This is a genomic window from Pelatocladus sp. (assembly GCF_059505505.1).
Genome location: NZ_JCACKS010000253.1, coordinates 16,842 through 32,797 on the forward strand (window position 1 = coordinate 16,842; position 15,956 = coordinate 32,797).

At 39.5% G+C, this 15,956-nt stretch carries 14 protein-coding genes; 5 read left to right on the forward strand and 9 right to left on the reverse strand.

Annotation, left to right across the window (positions count from 1 at the left end; translation table 11 throughout):
- Positions 1–30: 30 nt before the first annotated feature.
- The 3 genes from AC5JMK_RS26370 to AC5JMK_RS26380 form a co-directional block, all read right to left on the reverse strand.
- Positions 31–1,005, reverse strand: coding sequence for a helix-turn-helix domain-containing protein (locus AC5JMK_RS26370; RefSeq protein WP_096677006.1), 975 nt, complete (start codon positions 1,003–1,005; stop codon positions 31–33).
- 25 nt (positions 1,006–1,030) lie between these two features.
- Entirely contained in the window at positions 1,031–1,957 is a 927-nt protein-coding gene (locus AC5JMK_RS26375) for a hypothetical protein (RefSeq protein WP_096677007.1), read from the reverse strand.
- Positions 1,958–2,088: 131 nt separating this feature from the next.
- Positions 2,089–2,745 (reverse strand): Npun_F0813 family protein, encoded by a 657-nt coding sequence (locus AC5JMK_RS26380; RefSeq protein WP_096677008.1) that lies wholly within the window; start codon positions 2,743–2,745, stop codon positions 2,089–2,091.
- A 225-nt stretch (positions 2,746–2,970) separates the two neighbouring features.
- Between AC5JMK_RS26380 and AC5JMK_RS26385 the strand changes: the two genes are divergently transcribed.
- A complete protein-coding gene (locus AC5JMK_RS26385; protein WP_495911337.1) occupies positions 2,971–4,743 on the forward strand; it encodes an ATP-binding protein in 1,773 nt (590 codons plus the stop codon).
- Positions 4,744–4,777: 34 nt separating this feature from the next.
- Here AC5JMK_RS26385 and AC5JMK_RS26390 read toward each other — a convergent pair whose 3' ends face one another.
- Both AC5JMK_RS26390 and psbP read right to left on the reverse strand, forming a co-directional pair.
- Positions 4,778–5,371: a Maf family protein gene (locus AC5JMK_RS26390; RefSeq protein WP_096677011.1), complete on the reverse strand. Its 594-nt coding sequence runs from the start codon at positions 5,369–5,371 to the stop codon at positions 4,778–4,780.
- Positions 5,372–5,519: 148 nt separating this feature from the next.
- Positions 5,520–6,062 (reverse strand): photosystem II reaction center PsbP, encoded by a 543-nt coding sequence (gene psbP, locus AC5JMK_RS26395; RefSeq protein ID WP_495911340.1) that lies wholly within the window; start codon positions 6,060–6,062, stop codon positions 5,520–5,522.
- Positions 6,063–6,132: 70 nt separating this feature from the next.
- Here psbP and AC5JMK_RS26400 point away from each other — a divergent pair, with 70 nt between their 5' ends.
- The 3 genes from AC5JMK_RS26400 (at position 6,133) to AC5JMK_RS26410 (ending at position 8,694) form a co-directional block, all read left to right on the forward strand.
- Positions 6,133–6,756, forward strand: a complete 624-nt coding sequence (locus tag AC5JMK_RS26400; protein WP_096677013.1) for a hypothetical protein — start codon at positions 6,133–6,135, stop codon at positions 6,754–6,756.
- Between the two features lie 340 nt (positions 6,757–7,096).
- Positions 7,097–7,219 (forward strand): hypothetical protein, encoded by a 123-nt coding sequence (locus tag AC5JMK_RS26405; RefSeq protein ID WP_495911338.1) that lies wholly within the window; start codon positions 7,097–7,099, stop codon positions 7,217–7,219.
- 773 nt (positions 7,220–7,992) lie between these two features.
- Positions 7,993–8,694, forward strand: a complete 702-nt coding sequence (locus AC5JMK_RS26410; RefSeq protein ID WP_096679115.1) for an acyltransferase — start codon at positions 7,993–7,995, stop codon at positions 8,692–8,694.
- 171 nt (positions 8,695–8,865) lie between these two features.
- Here the strand turns inward: AC5JMK_RS26410 and AC5JMK_RS26415 are convergent, their stop codons facing one another.
- The 4 genes from AC5JMK_RS26415 to pilM all read right to left on the reverse strand — a co-directional run bounded on the left by AC5JMK_RS26415 (position 8,866) and on the right by pilM (position 14,238).
- Complete coding sequence (locus AC5JMK_RS26415; RefSeq protein WP_096677014.1) at positions 8,866–11,352, reverse strand: type IV pilus secretin family protein; 2,487 nt, start codon at positions 11,350–11,352, stop codon at positions 8,866–8,868.
- Between the two features lie 181 nt (positions 11,353–11,533).
- The gene (locus AC5JMK_RS26420; protein ID WP_096677015.1) at positions 11,534–12,289 is read right to left on the reverse strand and encodes a pilus assembly protein PilO; all 756 of its coding nucleotides are present in this window, start codon (positions 12,287–12,289) and stop codon (positions 11,534–11,536) included.
- Positions 12,286–13,050 (reverse strand): PilN domain-containing protein, encoded by a 765-nt coding sequence (locus tag AC5JMK_RS26425; protein ID WP_096677016.1) that lies wholly within the window; start codon positions 13,048–13,050, stop codon positions 12,286–12,288. The genes AC5JMK_RS26420 and AC5JMK_RS26425 overlap by 4 nt, the downstream gene beginning before the upstream one ends.
- An 81-nt stretch (positions 13,051–13,131) precedes the next feature.
- Positions 13,132–14,238, reverse strand: a complete 1,107-nt coding sequence (pilM, locus tag AC5JMK_RS26430; protein WP_096677017.1) for a type IV pilus assembly protein PilM — start codon at positions 14,236–14,238, stop codon at positions 13,132–13,134.
- Between the two features lie 164 nt (positions 14,239–14,402).
- Between pilM and AC5JMK_RS26435 the strand changes: the two genes are divergently transcribed.
- Positions 14,403–15,767, forward strand: coding sequence for an ABC transporter substrate-binding protein (locus tag AC5JMK_RS26435; protein WP_495911339.1), 1,365 nt, complete (start codon positions 14,403–14,405; stop codon positions 15,765–15,767).
- The last annotated feature ends 189 nt before the right edge of the window (positions 15,768–15,956 follow it).

Consider the following 15,956-nt stretch of genomic DNA (forward strand, 5'->3'; position numbering starts at 1 on the left):
AAGTCTACAAAATGACCACCAATAATAACATTAAACCGAAGACAAAGAATAAACCTGACCATCAATTAATAGCCGAGTAATACCTTTGGCTTGGAGGTGATAACGAGCCTTGTGCAACATTCTGCTATCAGGAATTTTGACTACGCGATCGCGTTTGGTAGAAAAACGTTTTGCAACTCGGTGATTATCAAACACTGGCAAAGTTCTTTCTTGGGTCTCTAGATTAGAGATATAGCCCAAATCGCCAAACTCTCGCAATGGTCTGGTAATCAACTCTGAGGAACGATCAATTACTAAATAGCAAGTTCTAGGTAAACTAGCAGCTGAGAAGGGTAAGACTCGTACAAAACTGTCACCAGTTCTAGTTCTTGCTACTAGACGTGGACGTTCTCGATATTCTTCTTCCTCCTCCTCGAAGTCTTCATCATCAAAGTCTTCTTCTTCTTCGAGATCCTCATCTAAATCTTCTAAATCTTCCGATTCGTCTAGCAATTCTTCGCCCAGTATTTGGGCGATCGCTTGAGAATCTGTATGTACATCCTCTATTAGCGGACTAGGAATATTGGCGATTTCTTGGGCTTTAGGTTCTAAAAGTTCTAATTGCTTGATGACTGGTCGTTTAGTCTCGTGGGGTGCAGAAGAACGTCGCTTGACTCGTCTGCTATTAGAGGTTGAATCAGTCGAATCAGTTGCAACAACAGGAGTAGGTTGGGCCTCTTGGGGTAGACTTACCTTCTCTTGCGGTTCCTCTGAAGCTTCCGGTTGTATCTGCACAAAAGACGGTAGGTGATCATAACTGACCTGTGCTTTTCCTTCAGGAGTTCTAGCAGCACGCTTCAACGAAACAAGGTACTCGTACTCATCTTCTGGTAAAGTACTTTTAAGTAAACGACTAATAGTCGAGTTGCTTACGTCATAGCGTTCTGCCAAAGTAGAGGTTGTTTCAGCAGTTTGACGGTACAATTGTAAGATTTCTTGTTTATCAGATTCTGTTAGTTTTCTCACGGCGGGACACCAAACAAAAAATTTTCTAACTACGTTTTCTGTTCCGTTCTCGACGAGAACGGCTTAATGATGCGTCATATTCCAAGACAGCACCCATACCAAATAAAATTCCACTCCAGACCCAAAACACTTCCAGTATCTCTCCACTTTGATAATTGGGAATCGAATTTGTGGCGTATTTATACCACATATCTGCAATGTAGAGCGAAAATGCCGCAGCTGCAATCATACGCCAAGAAAGAGAAACTCGTCCGCCCCAAAAAGCAAGCAGTAGAGTAGTAGCGATAATTAACAGCAATACGTCGCTGATCACGTAAAACCAATTTAAAACAGAAGCAACAACTTCTAACCCAGGAGAATATTGGGCTTGGACTGCTGCTGTCTGTGGTTGATTGGAAATTAGCCATGCCAACGCACTGCCAAAGGCTCCTATTGCCAATACTATTATCCACTGCGAAGTTTCCAAATTCAGTCGCCTAGAAGCCACTGCCAAAATTATACCTACGCCCAGCAACAGATATGTTATTACAAAAAATACATCACCTAATGATGGGAAAGGTTCTTCTTTTAAGACGATTTCCGTATATCCAAAAAATATCCCTCCCATGAAATAAGAAAGCATACCAACACCAATTGCCAGCCAAACGTTGCGATCGCTAATAATTTGCTGACTTCGCCAATTCCTTAGACATAAAATACTAGCAGATAGATAAGCTGTTGCCTCAAAAATATTCGTTCCCAAAACGTACCAATCAGCACGTCTTAAGCAAGTTGCTGCTTCTTGGGCTTTTGCACTCAGTTTTGCTACACAGTCTACTCCTACCGGAACCTTGGCACTAAACAATAAAAAATACAATAGTGCCAGCACACTCCAACCTATGCTAGCCAAAATAATGTTTTGAGTGGTGAATAAAGATTGAGAACCTTGAGATTTGTCGTAAATGCTACTCATAATCCTTGACCGTGGCAGAAAATTCTCAATGTTCTTTGAGTGCTAAATGCTATAATCACTACATAATAAGCTTTTTGGCAATTTGTATGTTTAATTATCTAGCATTCAACATCAACAAACACTGATATACACTAATGCCACAGTTTACTCAGTGGAGACTGATTTAGCCAACTGATGAATAGCGATCGCTCTCCTTCAGGCATATCTTGTAATTTATCAGCTACCGAATGAGCAAAGTTAGTATTGCCAAAATAGGCTTTTCCTAACCGATGCAGATCTTGCAATAAAGTGATGACATGATATTCTTGCCAGTTGGGGACTGGAGTCGTTAGCGGATCTACTTCTAGTAAGTATTTAACTCCTTCAGGCGAGGACACTTGAGGAAACTGCCACTTTTGCAAAGTCTCAACCATTTCTTTCTCAAATAAGGCAGCTTGCCTAGTACCCAAAAAGTCTTCAATGTCCATGTACACAGCTTGTAACAGCAAAATACTAGCTTGAATAAAAACACTAATATTACTATGACTACCCGTGTCACTACCAAGCTGATCTAGACGGATTTTACCCCAAATACTAAAACGTTCCGGTTCTTCTAGCAAAACACAAGCTTTGCCTTTGTTATCGGTTAAATCTCTCCACAAAGATTTTGCTTCTTCTTCTTGACTAGCTTTAAATACACTAATTAATCTAAAGGTCTGCCCCTGATAATTGAGAATCGGTACTTGCTGATCCCGTTTTGGGTGGTCAATTGTCGATATTTCAACATCCTGCCTTTTAAGAATAAACATGACACTAGCAGATAACTCCTCACAGGGGCATTCTTATTAATATGGCAGATATCATAACCTTATTAGTTGATGGTTAGTTGTTAGACAAACTTTTAGATAATTTATATAAATCAATATTAATGAATCTAGGCAAAATTATCGCGTTATAATAAATTCTGATCATCTCAAATAGTACAATAGTACTTACAAAATGATAACAAGCTACTATTTACACTGAGAGGCAACATGAAAGCAGAGCTTCTCAAAAGACTGTTTAGGGCGATCGCAAGTTCAGACCAGGAGGCGATTGATAAACTCACGTACTTAGTTATTGAGGAAGAACGCAATAGGGGACATACGTTATTAGCTGATCAGTTAGAGAACATTACTAAAAAGAGCCAGAAAGAGAAGTCTACCGAGTTTAGCAAACAAGCTTCATCAATACCAGAAAATTTACAGGCTTTAACTGAATTACCAACCAGTAAGCGATTTAATCTTCCTCTGGTAAGTATCATACCAAGGGAGAAATTGCGACATCACATGGTGTTGCCGGAAAATGTTGAGAAACGTTTCTGTCGAATTGAGCGTGAGTATGCAGCAAGAGATAGGCTGGCTCATCATGGACTGCGTTACAGACAAAAAATACTGTTGTATGGCCCTCCTGGATGTGGAAAAACGCTAGGAGCAGAGCGTTTAGCTTGGAATACTGGTTTACCACTTTTGAAAGTTCGGTTTGATGCAATGGTATCGTCTTTTTTAGGCGAAACTGCGAGCAACTTGAGACTTGTATTTGAGGATGCTTCAAAAAATCCATGTTTATTGTTTCTTGATGAGTGTGACTCAATTGCTAAATCAAGAGAAGACAATCAAGAAGTAGGAGAAATTAAGCGAGTAGTCAACACATTTTTACAAATTTTGGATGAATATCAACCGTCTTCTGGGCTTTTGGTAGCAGCAACGAATTTGAATAAATCTCTAGATACTGCCCTTTGGAGAAGATTTGATGACTTGATCGCAGTACCTAAACCCGGAGAACAAGAGCTAGAATTTATACTAAAGGAAACACTATCTGCAATTGAAATAGGATCTATAAACTGGTCCAGAATCATTGAGCAGATGAAAGATTTTTCTGCGGCTCAAGCTGTGAGGGTTGCACAAGATGCAGCTAAAAGAGCAATCCTTGAGCGAGAGGAGCTAGTGATTCAAGAACACTTAGAAGAAGCGATCGCAGAAATCAAAGTACCAAAAGTAAGCCATATTGCTGCGCGTCTAGCTGCTGAGTTACCTAATGAAAGTTGCCTTCTTTACCGTGCATTAATAGTACAATCAGCAAGATGGCCAGAATGGGCAATGGCGGATGAAGCGAATAAATTGCACGTTCTTCGTCAAATTGGTTACGGACTTCCCAATCTTGATCGTGCTTTGGGTAATTCTCCCAATAGAGTCACTTTGATGACAACAAGAGAGCGCCGTATTGTCGCTAAACAAGCTCATGTTTACCAAGTAAAACTTCCAGAAAAATTACGTTCTCAAGGTGAATCGTTAGAGATTCTCCTTGAAGTTACTTTGTCATACAAAGCACAACCACGTCGAACCCGCAGAAATCGCAGAAAATATCTTTCAACTTGGCTAGATTGGGAATGTAGTAAGAAAGGCGAAGATCCAGAGAGATTCCTAGAAAGAATTTTGAAAGAGTATGATGCTCCAGACGATGCTGAAAAGGGAGAGGGTATTTTTAAATGGATGCTAGGAAAACAAAATAATCACGGAATAATTAAAGATGTATCCAGAAGTGCAGGAACCCTTCAGAAGGATTGGACAGTTGTAAATTCATTTGAACTCACAGAAGCATTTTCTATTGCAGTTGTTGGACATGAAGGTTGGAACAATGACCCAGAAGCTAGTGTTCCATACTCTCTAGTTGTGAGCTTTGAAGCCATACAAGTTGATATTCCAATTTATACGTCAATTGTCGAGGCTCAAGTTGAAACAGAGATTCAGGCAGAGATACAAATTTAAAATACTTTAAATACATTTATCCACGCTGCCATTCCTAATTCCAAAAATCTGCGACATCGTACCCCAATTCCTCTAACATTCGCCGCAACAGAGGTAAACTCAGCCCAATCACATTACTGTGACAGCCTTCTATTTTTTCCACAAATAAACCACCACGACCTTCGAGGGCAAAAGCGCCAGCACACTTGAGCGGTTCACCCGTGGCTATGTAGGCGTTAATGGTGCGATCGCTGATCTGTGCAAAATAAACTCTTGTTACTTGGTAATTGACTAAATTGCGATTATGTGCAGTATCAATCAAAGTATGACCAGTATACAAATCACCAAAACTTCCCTGCATCATCCGCCAACGTTGGCGGGCTTCCTCAGCATCTGCTGGTTTCCCGTGAATCTCACCATGAACAGCTAAAACCGAATCACAACCCATGACTAAAGCAGATTCAAACTGAGGACTTACAGTTTCCGCTTTTCGTTGAGACAGAATTTTTACTAACTGCGCCGGATCGCTAATTTTTACTTGCGACTCATCAAAATCACTAGGACAAACTATCGGTTCAATACCAACAGTTTGTAACAAACGGCGTCGCGCCGCAGAAGCAGATGCAAGTACAAAGGTTGGAATACCCATAGTTTAGGATTGGGGATTGGGGATTGGGGAAGGTAGGGGTCCCCTGGAGGGGATAAGGGGTAATGGGGATTGGGGATTGGGAATTGGGGACAAGGAGGACAAGGAAGATCGGGAGAATAACTAATGTCAATTGTCAATTATCAATTGACTAATATACAGAAAAAGAATCTATTGATTCTTCTATGGCTCCTTTGACTTTGCGCCAGCGTTTTTCTGGTACTGAGGCATTTAATGTAAAAAGCTTACCTCGGCCGATGGCAATACTGGCGAGATTATGTCGTTGTTGTTTATTGGGGAGCGTAATTAAATATTCTAATTTGTAGTATGTTTTCCCATTAGATTCAACTTGCTCTGCGTTGACTAATTCGGCTGTACGTCCTGAACCATCAGGAGCAAGAGCATTTTTGGCTAGCTTATATCCTATTTCACCTGGTGTTCCTAATTCTGGTAAGCTTTTACCTTCTGGTACTGGACTGATAACTACAGAAACATTTTCACTAAATTCTATCAAATCGTGGAAGACCACATCCGGCCCGTCATTAACTCTAACTTGTACCCAGCCGTTAGGATATAAAAATTGATAGCCATCACTAGTGTCTACAAAACTCCTGAGTGCGGCAAACGCTGTACCGTAGTTAGTAAGGCTAAAGCTCAACACTAGTAACAAAATTACTGCAATTCGTTTCCACATTTGTTTCAATTCCTCTGGGCTGGAAGCAATACAAGGCAAGTGTGATTTGTCGTTTTTCATTCTCCCACGGATGCTAACAACTTACGAAATGCGCTGGTTTTACCCTGGCACCATACCAGAAAATATTCAATTTTGGTTTGAGCAACATTGTCTAGTTCAATCTTCACAACCAGAAGCACCACGAGAAGATTTATATCTGTACTCTCCTGAGTGTGAATTTTTGGGTATCAAATTACGGCAAGAGCAACTAGAAGTCAAATGGCGCAAAGCTGAATTAGGCGTCATGAGTTTCAGTGAATTTGCGGAGGGAAAAGTCGAAAAGTGGAGTAAGTGGGAATGTCATGACTCGACAGGGGAAAGTTTTCAAGCACAGCAGATTATAAGTCATCCTGTGTGGGTGAGTGTGCAAAAACTTCGCTATTCCCAACTTTACGAAGTTTTAGATGATTTTTCACTAGAAGCTGTTTCAGAAAATGAAACCGTTGATAATGCCTGTAAAGTAGAATTGACTTATTTGACGCTCAAAGAAAATACTTGGTGGAGTCTTGCATTTGAAGCTTCTGGTGATGATGAGCGTTTATTGGAGAATCTTCAAGTCACAGCCAACCGTATATTCGGTAGTTACTTAGAACAAAAGCTACTAGCTGTTGATTCTTATGCTTACCCAACTTGGTTAGCGATCGCCATTAATTAGTCGCCAGTATTTATATGACAAATAAATTAACATATAGTTTGATGTAATATTTTTGACGCTATTGATATAATGCAAATAATTTTAAGTTGTATCTACAACGTATCTGGCTTTTTCTCAAAAATCTATCTTTAGCAAGAGGTAATATTTTTTGAGATAACATATATAGAGAAGACATATCTAAAACTTAATTAAAATTTCATTAAATATATAAAAAAGTTAAATTAATCTTTTTATTTCAGAGCTATCAAATAAATTATGTTATAGATAGTTAAAGTTAGTAATTTTAAATTATAAAGTTACAAACCCAGTTCAATTTGTCTGTGGTTAACCTACGTCCATCATGATTAGAGCAGCGCACTACAAAAATTGGCTGCAAGAAAGCCGTTATATGAATCGAGGAAGTGCTTATGTGTTTGCACTTCGATTCAATGTGATGGCTGAAGTTGGTGATTTTCCACCCTAGTGTTATCCCAGCATAGAAGAAAATTTTTGAAAAACTAAATTAATGGCTACATTTGGTTGATGTAAAAATGCAAAGTTTACTACTCAACAGAGAAGTTTCAACAAATGTAGTTTTCTCAAAAGAACACTTGTCTAACTAATTTATTGAGGAGATTATAACTATATTAGCAGAAGATAGCAGTAGGCTATACTTTATATTCATTCTGCTATGTAAATCTCTAGTCTTACTAAAAAACCAAGCATTAGTCTGTTTCAACCATAAATTTTGACATTTGATTCGTTTGATGGTTGAACGAGAGAAACTATGTTATTGGTTGAGCAACATTACTTAGACAATACTCTTTTGATTCTAAATACCTGCATTAAACTGAAAAAATTCCTTGTCATAAAACACAAGAAATATCAAGTTTGCTCTGTCTACTATTTTGTATTTACAAAGATTTGAGCATTACCGAGTATTAATTAGACAAATTATTATTGTCTCAAAGCAAGCTTGAACTTGATTTTAAATTTTTAAATGTTGTTAAAACAAGCGAATTTTGGTGGAAATAATTTTTTGCATCTAGATAACACTAGCTAAAAGTAATTTCTCGCCTTGCATTTTTTACATTATTTATTTGGGGCAAAAATCTACCAAAAGTATCAATTTTTTCTGTAAATTACCAAACAAATTTCAATGTATGAGAGATTCTTACCGAAATAACAAAAGCTATAGTTGTGCATATAGACAACAAAACAATTCATGAATTAGATCAAGAATATGGAGAAAAAACTATGAATCAAAATTCTTTATCCAAAGTGCAACGCCTGAAAGAAGTTTTACTAACTAATTTGCTAGGAGAATTACCAACAATCGCTTTTGGTCCTAGTTTAAGAAAGCTACTTTATCGTTTTATTTTTACCAAAATAGATAACTCAGTTTATATTCAAAATGGTGTTGAATTTATAGGTAGTAACCAAATTGAAATTGGCAGTGACGTACATATTTTTAAAGGCGTGCGTATAGATGCGAAAGGAGAAAATAACAGAGTAACCTTAGAAAAAGGCGTCGCACTTGAAAAAGATGTAACTATTGGTGCTTTAGACAACACCTGTGTACAAATTGGCGAAGGAACATTTATTGGTCCTGGTGCATGTATTGCTGGACCAGGAGATATTACTATCGGTAAACGCTGTTTAATTGCTGCTCACACAGGAATATTTTCTAATAATCATAATTTTGCAGATCCGACAAAATATATCGTAGACCAAGGTATTACCCGCCAGGGAATAGTTATAGAAGATGACTGCTGGATAGGGCATAATGTAACAATCCTGGATGGAGTTACTATTGGTGAAGGTAGTGTTATTGGAGCAGGAGCAGTTGTTAGTAAAGATATTCCTCCCTACTCTATAGCTGTGGGAGTACCTGCAAAAGTCATCAAAAAACGCGATGCAAAGGAACTGGTATTTAACTATCAAAGTAGTAATGAGTGAATCAAGAAGCCCCATTCGTTTATACGGTGAGGTAATTCACTCACATTTTTAAACTTCCTAAATCATTCGTGAGAAACAAGATCCCCGACTTCTCAACAGAAGTCGGGGATATAAGCTCTGCGATTATCACAATCATATAGGATTGCTATACAAACTATCGACCCGCATCACCTACTGCTTGGGAAGCTGCAAACCACGACGCTCAAGAATTTGCCGCACCTCTGGGCTAGGAGTATAACTATAGCCATAAGATGATTTCTCAGAATCATCCATAACTTGAGGTGTAAGCAATACAATTACCTCTTGACGCTGATTTTGTTTATTTGTCCTTCTAAATAACGAACCAATTAGGGGAATATCGCCCAAGATAGGAATTTTGGATACAGTTGATCTGTCTGCATCTTGAATAACGCCACTCAGAATTAGTGTTTGACCATCACGCAAGCGAATCACGCCAGAAGTAAGAGAGCGTGTAGAAACCAAAAATATTCGTTGGCTATTACCACCTAAATTAATATCTGCTGGAGCTTGAGGAGATGAAACAGTTGGAGACACAGAAAGAGAGACAAAACCATTATCATCAATTCGCTCAACTTTGACTGCTAGAGTTAAGCCAACGGTTTCTTTCTCTGCTGTCACGGTTTCTGAGGAAGTACCATCACCACGAGTTATTTCCCTTTTGATGTTTCCAACCACTTCTTGAGTTAATTGAACGTCAGCCGTCTGTCCTTCTTGCACAATTAAGGTTGGATCTGTCAAAATTTTTGCATTGCCACTTTGCACCTGAGCTTGCAAACTAGCAAGAAAACGTTTGGGGAACTGGTACAAAGAAGGTAGAGCAGATGTTACTGTTCCTGTACTACCTGGAGAGACACTAATTGTCCCGTCATCAGCAATAGTTATTACATCATTTGTACCACGATTCACATTTGTGATACCTGGTTGTAATGGATTAGTTGAAGATGGCGGAATTGGTTGATAAGTGACTGCATCTCTATTAGGTAGTACTGTTGCAGAACCAGGTTGGACAGTCGCTCCACCAATTGTGATCGGATTTGTAGATTGATTAACTATTGTTGTACCTGAACCTCCGCCTGGAATGACTAACTCATTATTCACATCTAAGAAGGGAGTTCCTCTAACTGGGTTACTAATTACAGGCGTACTAGTCACACTCGTGGCTGCTTCCGCACTAGTAGCTGGTCTAGAACCACCAAAATTTAACGCTGCTGCGCCACCATCATTGACAAAGAAATTATTGCCAACACCAAAGGAAAAACTTGTGTTAACGTCCTTGGTATTCAAAAGGTTAACATCGATTATTTTGACATTGACTGCCACTTGACGACGACGGATATCAAGCGGAAGCATTTGAGCCATTGCAATTTCAACTAACCTGGGAGTACCAATCAAGGTAACAGTACTTGTTCGCTCATCTCCTAATACTTGTAAACCTCTAAGTATAGGAGTTGAGTCAGTAAATGTAACTCGTTGAGCAGTGAGATTCGTATCTTCAGCTGATTGTGATTTTGTTCCCTCTCCCTCTCCCTCTGCTTTACCTATAACTTCTGTAGTCACTCTAGTTATCTTAGGTTCAGCGTTGACAGCACTTTCTGCTCCCAAGTTAACCAAAAACCTTAAGATCTCTTTCACTGTTGCTTGGTTAAGCCTCACGTTACGCATCACCATATCACGGGTGGAATTGGGTAGTTTAGCCCCTACAAAAATCGTGCGTCCACTGCGGTTAGCTTCTAAACCACTCAAGCGTAAGACGTGGTTAAATATATCTTGCACTGGCTCATTTTCTACATCTAGGGATATTGTTTGATATATTGGCTGTGTGCTGGTAGCACCAGTATTAGTTTGAGATTGAAATACAGAAGATTGCTTATTGTCTTCTACATCTCCTACATAAGCCAAATTCAAACCAGCAGCACGAGCAAGCAATGACAAAACTTCTCTTACTGGTGCATCTCGCAATACAAGCCGGGGTACACGTTCTTGAGTGCCTAAGTCAACACTACTCGGAGAAGCATCGATATTGGAAATGGCAATATCTCCCACTGGTGGTGCAACGGCTCTAGGTAAGAAAGGTGGAGCTTGGGTTTGAGCTTGTCCTGGCCCGGCTGTTTGCGCTGGTGTGCCATCAATACTGACTTGCGGATTAGGGACAACGGGTGGAACTGATGGACTGGGGTTCGGGGTAGGTGCTTGGGGAGGTATGGGTGCTGATGCTGTGGTTCCTGTACTCGGACTTAAGCCAAGAGTAATGACATTTGTCCCCCGCACCAAAGGCTGAGTATTAGGAGCGCTATCAGTACCAATTGCTAATATTCTGATACTATTGGTATCTAACTGAGTCACTTGAATCGAAGCGATTCCCGGAAGGGGATTATCTTTGCGGAAACTATTGCCTTGAGGTAGACGTAGTTGAGTATTAATAATATCTGCAACTAAAATTTTGCCTCTCTGTGTCGTAAAAATTTGCGGACGAGAACCAGAGGAAGTTTTTAAAACAACATTGACTCCGCCATTAACTGTTTTTAGCTGCACATCTGTAATTTGCGTAACCTGTGCTTTGACTGGTTGAGCAGCTAAAAAAACTATTGTAGTTGCACCTAATATTAAATTTAAGCTTTTACCGTGAAGCTGTTTCACAGTTCATTCCTCACATTTCACCAAATTTATTGACTATTTTTGCAACCAATTTCTTGGTATTTATACGTAAGTGTGCTGTCAGTTATGTTTATAGTTTGTATATTTCCCAAAAATGCTACCGAAATAACACAGCGTCATTAAATTAATCTGTCTCCCTTGTCCTCCTTGTCTCCCTTGTCCCTCACTTCTTCGGTTCTGCTTTAATAGCTGTGGCTTCTTCTGGACTAAGTGGTATTAATGCTTGTAACTGAAAAGATGTAGAAATTGGTGCTGCTCCAACTTGCAATAGCCTTTTGCCTGGTTCTGGAGTAGGTTGGGGAGCTAAAGCAGATTGATAGTCTTTTACTATTAATAAAGATTGCAAACGCTCAATATTACGGAGTATCGATTGCGTTTGTTCATAAGTTCCAATAATTTCGACATTCACACTTCTACGCTTGAGTTTGCCATCTACTTGTGTTCCCAATGAGCCATCAGTAATTGGTTCAGCTTTATCTGAAACTGGGACAAATTTCTTCAGTTCGGCTCTGGTAGCATTGATAGAAATAGTAGAGTTGTTGGCTTCAACTAAACGATTCAAGTCTAGCAGTAATGTGTCTAAGGTTTTCTCATTGGCAAATAAACCTAAAACTTGTGTTTGTTGCTGCTTGGCATCTGCTAGATCTTGTTTGACTTGATCTATCTGTTTGATAGTGGCTTTCTTTTGGTCAATTTGTCCTTGTAGATCGCTTTGTTTATCTTGATTTTGTCCGAAGGTGTCCCAAGCTGGCATCACTAAATTGAACAACATATAAAGTGCGCCAGCAAATCCCAAGACTCCTACCAAGATGCCTATAATTTTGGGTGTAAAACTAATGCCAAACACAACGGGGTAGGCTGATTTTGCCTCAGTGAATTCCCCGTCTTCCATGAAATTAATATCTTCACTCAGCGTCATTTTTGAATGACTCCTGTTTTTTGCAAACTGCGAATACGTGCGACTAATCCGACTGTGCCTTTTTGTTCTAATTCGCGAATTAGCTCCGAAGCTGGGATATCACTGAGACTGGTTTGAATAGTGTATTTAGCTACTTTCGGTGGTTTAATTGTTACACCTGTTTGAGTGCCAGTATTTTTTAATGGTGCATCTACTAGTTCTGTGGAAATAATCTTGGCTTCACTGGCTTTAAAGAAACGAGATTGTTGTAGAGTAAGTAAAAAATCGTTGACATCATTAAAAGAGCGAGCCAAACCAGTAATTTCTATTCCTCCGGCTGGATTTGGTGGTGGCTGTCCCTCAACAAAAGCAGCAGGTGGAATTTGCTTAACGTTTTCTATTTGGACTGTGGCTGGAATGCGATCGCGCAAATCTTGTAACATTGCAGACCAAGGACGAATTTGATCAAACACGGTCACTAAAGATTGTGTTTCCGCCTTGACTTTGTTGGTTTGTTCCTTAATTTTGTTGATACTGCCGATTTGGGCATCTAAGCTTTGGTTTTCCTGTTCCAATTGAGCAATTGCTTGCTCTAACTCAGCATTTTTTGTTTGCAAAAACCATAAACCAGTTGCAACAAAAGCAGGGAAAATTACACCAACTCCCATGCCAATCAATACAGGCGTTAAATTCCCTGTATTGATCGCTACATTTGTCTTTTTTTCAGTCTTTTTCTGAAAATTTGAACGGTCTTTAAGAAAATTAATATCTAAACTGTACATTTTTCGTTATTCGTTATTCGTTATTCGTCAATTGTCATTGGTGTTTATTCTCCCCGTTGTCCTCCTTGTCTCCCACTCTCCTCACACCGAACGCATCCCAAGACCGAGTACTATCCCCAATCCAGGACGTAGCACAGTGGGAAACTTTTCTTCGTCAACCTCCAAAGATAAAAACCCAATCGGATCTATTTGAGAGGTAGGTAAACTCAATCGTTGTGTAAAGAACTCATCCAACTGTGCTAGTCCTCCACCTGGCCCTGCTAAAAAAATCTGGGCTACTTCTAAGTTTTCGCTCTGGTTGAGATAAAAATCGATGGAACGGCGCAGTTCATCTGTAAGTTCTCCCAAAACCCTCATCATTGCTGCTAAACCTGTATTCGCTTCGGTAACACCTGTTTTTGCGCCTTCCGTGATATTGAGAGGAATAGTTATTCCCTGCAACAAGTTCATATCTCGTGAAGCAGGTAAGCTCATTGCTCTAGCTAGTGCCATTTGCATTTGATTCGTTCCCAGAGGAACTGTACGCGAAAATTGCGGTACTCCGTTGACAATGATGGCAATTTCTGTATTATCAAATTCTATATCGACTAAAACTGCTGTTTCTTGTGGCCCGTATTGCCGTAACTGGTCACGGATTGTCCGAATCAGTGCAAAAGAATTGATTTCTAAGACATCAATTTGCAATCCTGCCTGCTCGAATGTACTTATGTATGTATCAGTGATTTCTTTGCGAGTTGCAACCAGCAACACTTGTACTTTTTCAATTCCATCCTCATCTACAAAGTAGCCAAGTTTCTGATAATCTACATCAGCTTCTTCACGAGGATAAGGTAAATATAAACCTGCTTCGTGGTTTAACACCATCTCACGCAGTTCTTTATCATCTAATTCTGATGGAACGGGGATGAGACGTACAATTGAATCTCGTCCTGTAACGGCAGTAGCAATTCGAGAAGCTTTGATTTTACTTTCTGTGAGTGCCTGCTGGATAATTTGTGCCATTGCTGGAGGATCAGCAATTTGACCATCGACAAAAACACCTTCTGGAACAGTCACGGATGTTAAAGCGTCTAGTTTCAGACCTTGGCGTTGTTTGCGTATACGAGCGACATTCACACATTGCGGTGCAAGTTCGATGCCAACTCCGTCCTTAGATTTGCTAAACAGATTGTTGATACTTTTAACCACTGTTTTGCCCGCATAAATGCTAAATTGAAAAATTTAAATGTTATTTGTCATTTGTAAGAAGTAGTAACCATTAATCAATGACCAATGACCAATGACCAATGACCAATGACCAATGACTAATCATCAACTTTTTACCCCGGTTTAACTGAAAAACTATAAACACAATGATTCAAATTCAAAAATTCAAAAGATTAACTGTTTGGGCGTTAGTTGGCTTATTGACAAGTTGGATTGTCAGTTGTGGCACAGGTAATGTTAACTCAAGCACAAAACAGGCGTCTTCAGGAGCCGCAAGAATTGAGTTTTGGACTATGCAACTCAAACCTCAATTTACCGACTATTTCCAAAGCCTAATTGCGACTTTTGAATCTCAGAATTCAGGTATAAAGGTTAACTGGGTGGATATACCTTGGGCTGAAATGGAAAACAAAATTTTAACAGCTGTATCCGCAAAAACGCCACCTGATGTTGTGAACTTAAATCCAGATTTTGCATCTCAATTAGCAAGTAGAAACGCTTGGTTAGATTTAGATACAAAAGTCCCAAATGACCTACGTTCGTCATATTTACCGAATATATGGAAAGCTAGCACGCTGAATGGTAAGAGTTTTGGAATACCCTGGTATCTCACCACACGGCTAACTATTTATAACACTGATTTATTAAAACAGGCAGGTATAAATAAACCGCCTACTACTTATACTGAATTGGCACAAGTAGCCCAACAAATTAAAGATAAAACTGGTAAGTATGCATTTTTTGTAACTTTTGTGCCGCAAGATTCTGGTGAAGTTTTAGAATCTTTTGTGCAGATGGGAGTTACTCTAGTCGATGCCGAAGGTAAAGCTGCTTTTAATTCTGCTCAAGGTAAAGCAGCATTTCAGTACTGGGTAGATCTTTACAAAAAAGATCTACTACCAAAAGAAGTATTGACACAAGGACATCGTCATGCAATCGAGTTATATCAATCTGGAGAAACAGCTTTACTAGCTTCTGGTCCAGAGTTTCTGAAACAGATTGCTAATAATGCACCAGCGATCGCTAGAGTTTCAGCCATAGCACCTCAAATTACTGGCGAAACTGGTAAGAAAAATGTCGCTGTGATGAATGTAGTTATCCCTCGTGACACCAAACAACCAGACGCAGCTGTCAAATTTGCTCTGTTTGTCACTAATGATCAAAATCAGCTAGCCTTTGCTAAACAAGCAAATGTTCTACCTTCCACAGTCAAGGCCTTATCTGATAGCTATTTTAAGGATGTACCAGCAAACGCCCCCACAATAGATCAAGCTAGGGCGATCAGTGCTAGTCAAATGCAACAAGCAGAAGTGCTAACCCCAACTTTGAAAAATTTCAATATCCTGCAAAAAGCAATTTATGAGAACCTGCAAGCAGCAATGTTGGATGAGAAGACAGTGGATAAAGCTATGGAAGATGCAGTACAGGAGTGGAATAGCCAGTCAATAGTTAAGGGGATTGGGGATTGGGGATTGGGGAAGGTAGGGGTCCCCTCTGGGGATAAGGGGTAATCAGGGTGGTTTCATACGAAAAAAGAAAAATATGGAAGTCTGTATTTCTCGTTTTGAAGCATAGATTTTTACCCCTCTCCAAACCTCTCCCCTTATTAAGGGGAGAGGCTTTAAAAGAAGATTTTAATTTTTCTCTGCTTGTATGAAACCACCCTGCTCTGGGGATAAGGGGTAATGGGGATTGGGGAT

Coding starts and splice junctions, on each gene's coding strand:
- AC5JMK_RS26385 (WP_495911337.1), top strand. CDS start 2,971: ATGAAAGCAGAGCTTCTCAAAAGACTGTTTAGGGCGATCGCAAGTTCA.
- AC5JMK_RS26420 (WP_096677015.1), bottom strand. CDS start 12,289: ATGACGCTGAGTGAAGATATTAATTTCATGGAAGACGGGGAATTCACT.
- AC5JMK_RS26390 (WP_096677011.1), bottom strand. CDS start 5,371: ATGGGTATTCCAACCTTTGTACTTGCATCTGCTTCTGCGGCGCGACGC.
- AC5JMK_RS26400 (WP_096677013.1), top strand. CDS start 6,133: ATGCTAACAACTTACGAAATGCGCTGGTTTTACCCTGGCACCATACCA.
- AC5JMK_RS26405 (WP_495911338.1), top strand. CDS start 7,097: ATGATTAGAGCAGCGCACTACAAAAATTGGCTGCAAGAAAGCCGTTAT.
- AC5JMK_RS26380 (WP_096677008.1), bottom strand. CDS start 2,745: ATGTTTATTCTTAAAAGGCAGGATGTTGAAATATCGACAATTGACCAC.
- AC5JMK_RS26425 (WP_096677016.1), bottom strand. CDS start 13,050: ATGTACAGTTTAGATATTAATTTTCTTAAAGACCGTTCAAATTTTCAG.
- AC5JMK_RS26410 (WP_096679115.1), top strand. CDS start 7,993: ATGAATCAAAATTCTTTATCCAAAGTGCAACGCCTGAAAGAAGTTTTA.
- AC5JMK_RS26435 (WP_495911339.1), top strand. CDS start 14,403: ATGATTCAAATTCAAAAATTCAAAAGATTAACTGTTTGGGCGTTAGTT.
- psbP (WP_495911340.1), bottom strand. CDS start 6,062: ATGTGGAAACGAATTGCAGTAATTTTGTTACTAGTGTTGAGCTTTAGC.
- AC5JMK_RS26375 (WP_096677007.1), bottom strand. CDS start 1,957: ATGAGTAGCATTTACGACAAATCTCAAGGTTCTCAATCTTTATTCACC.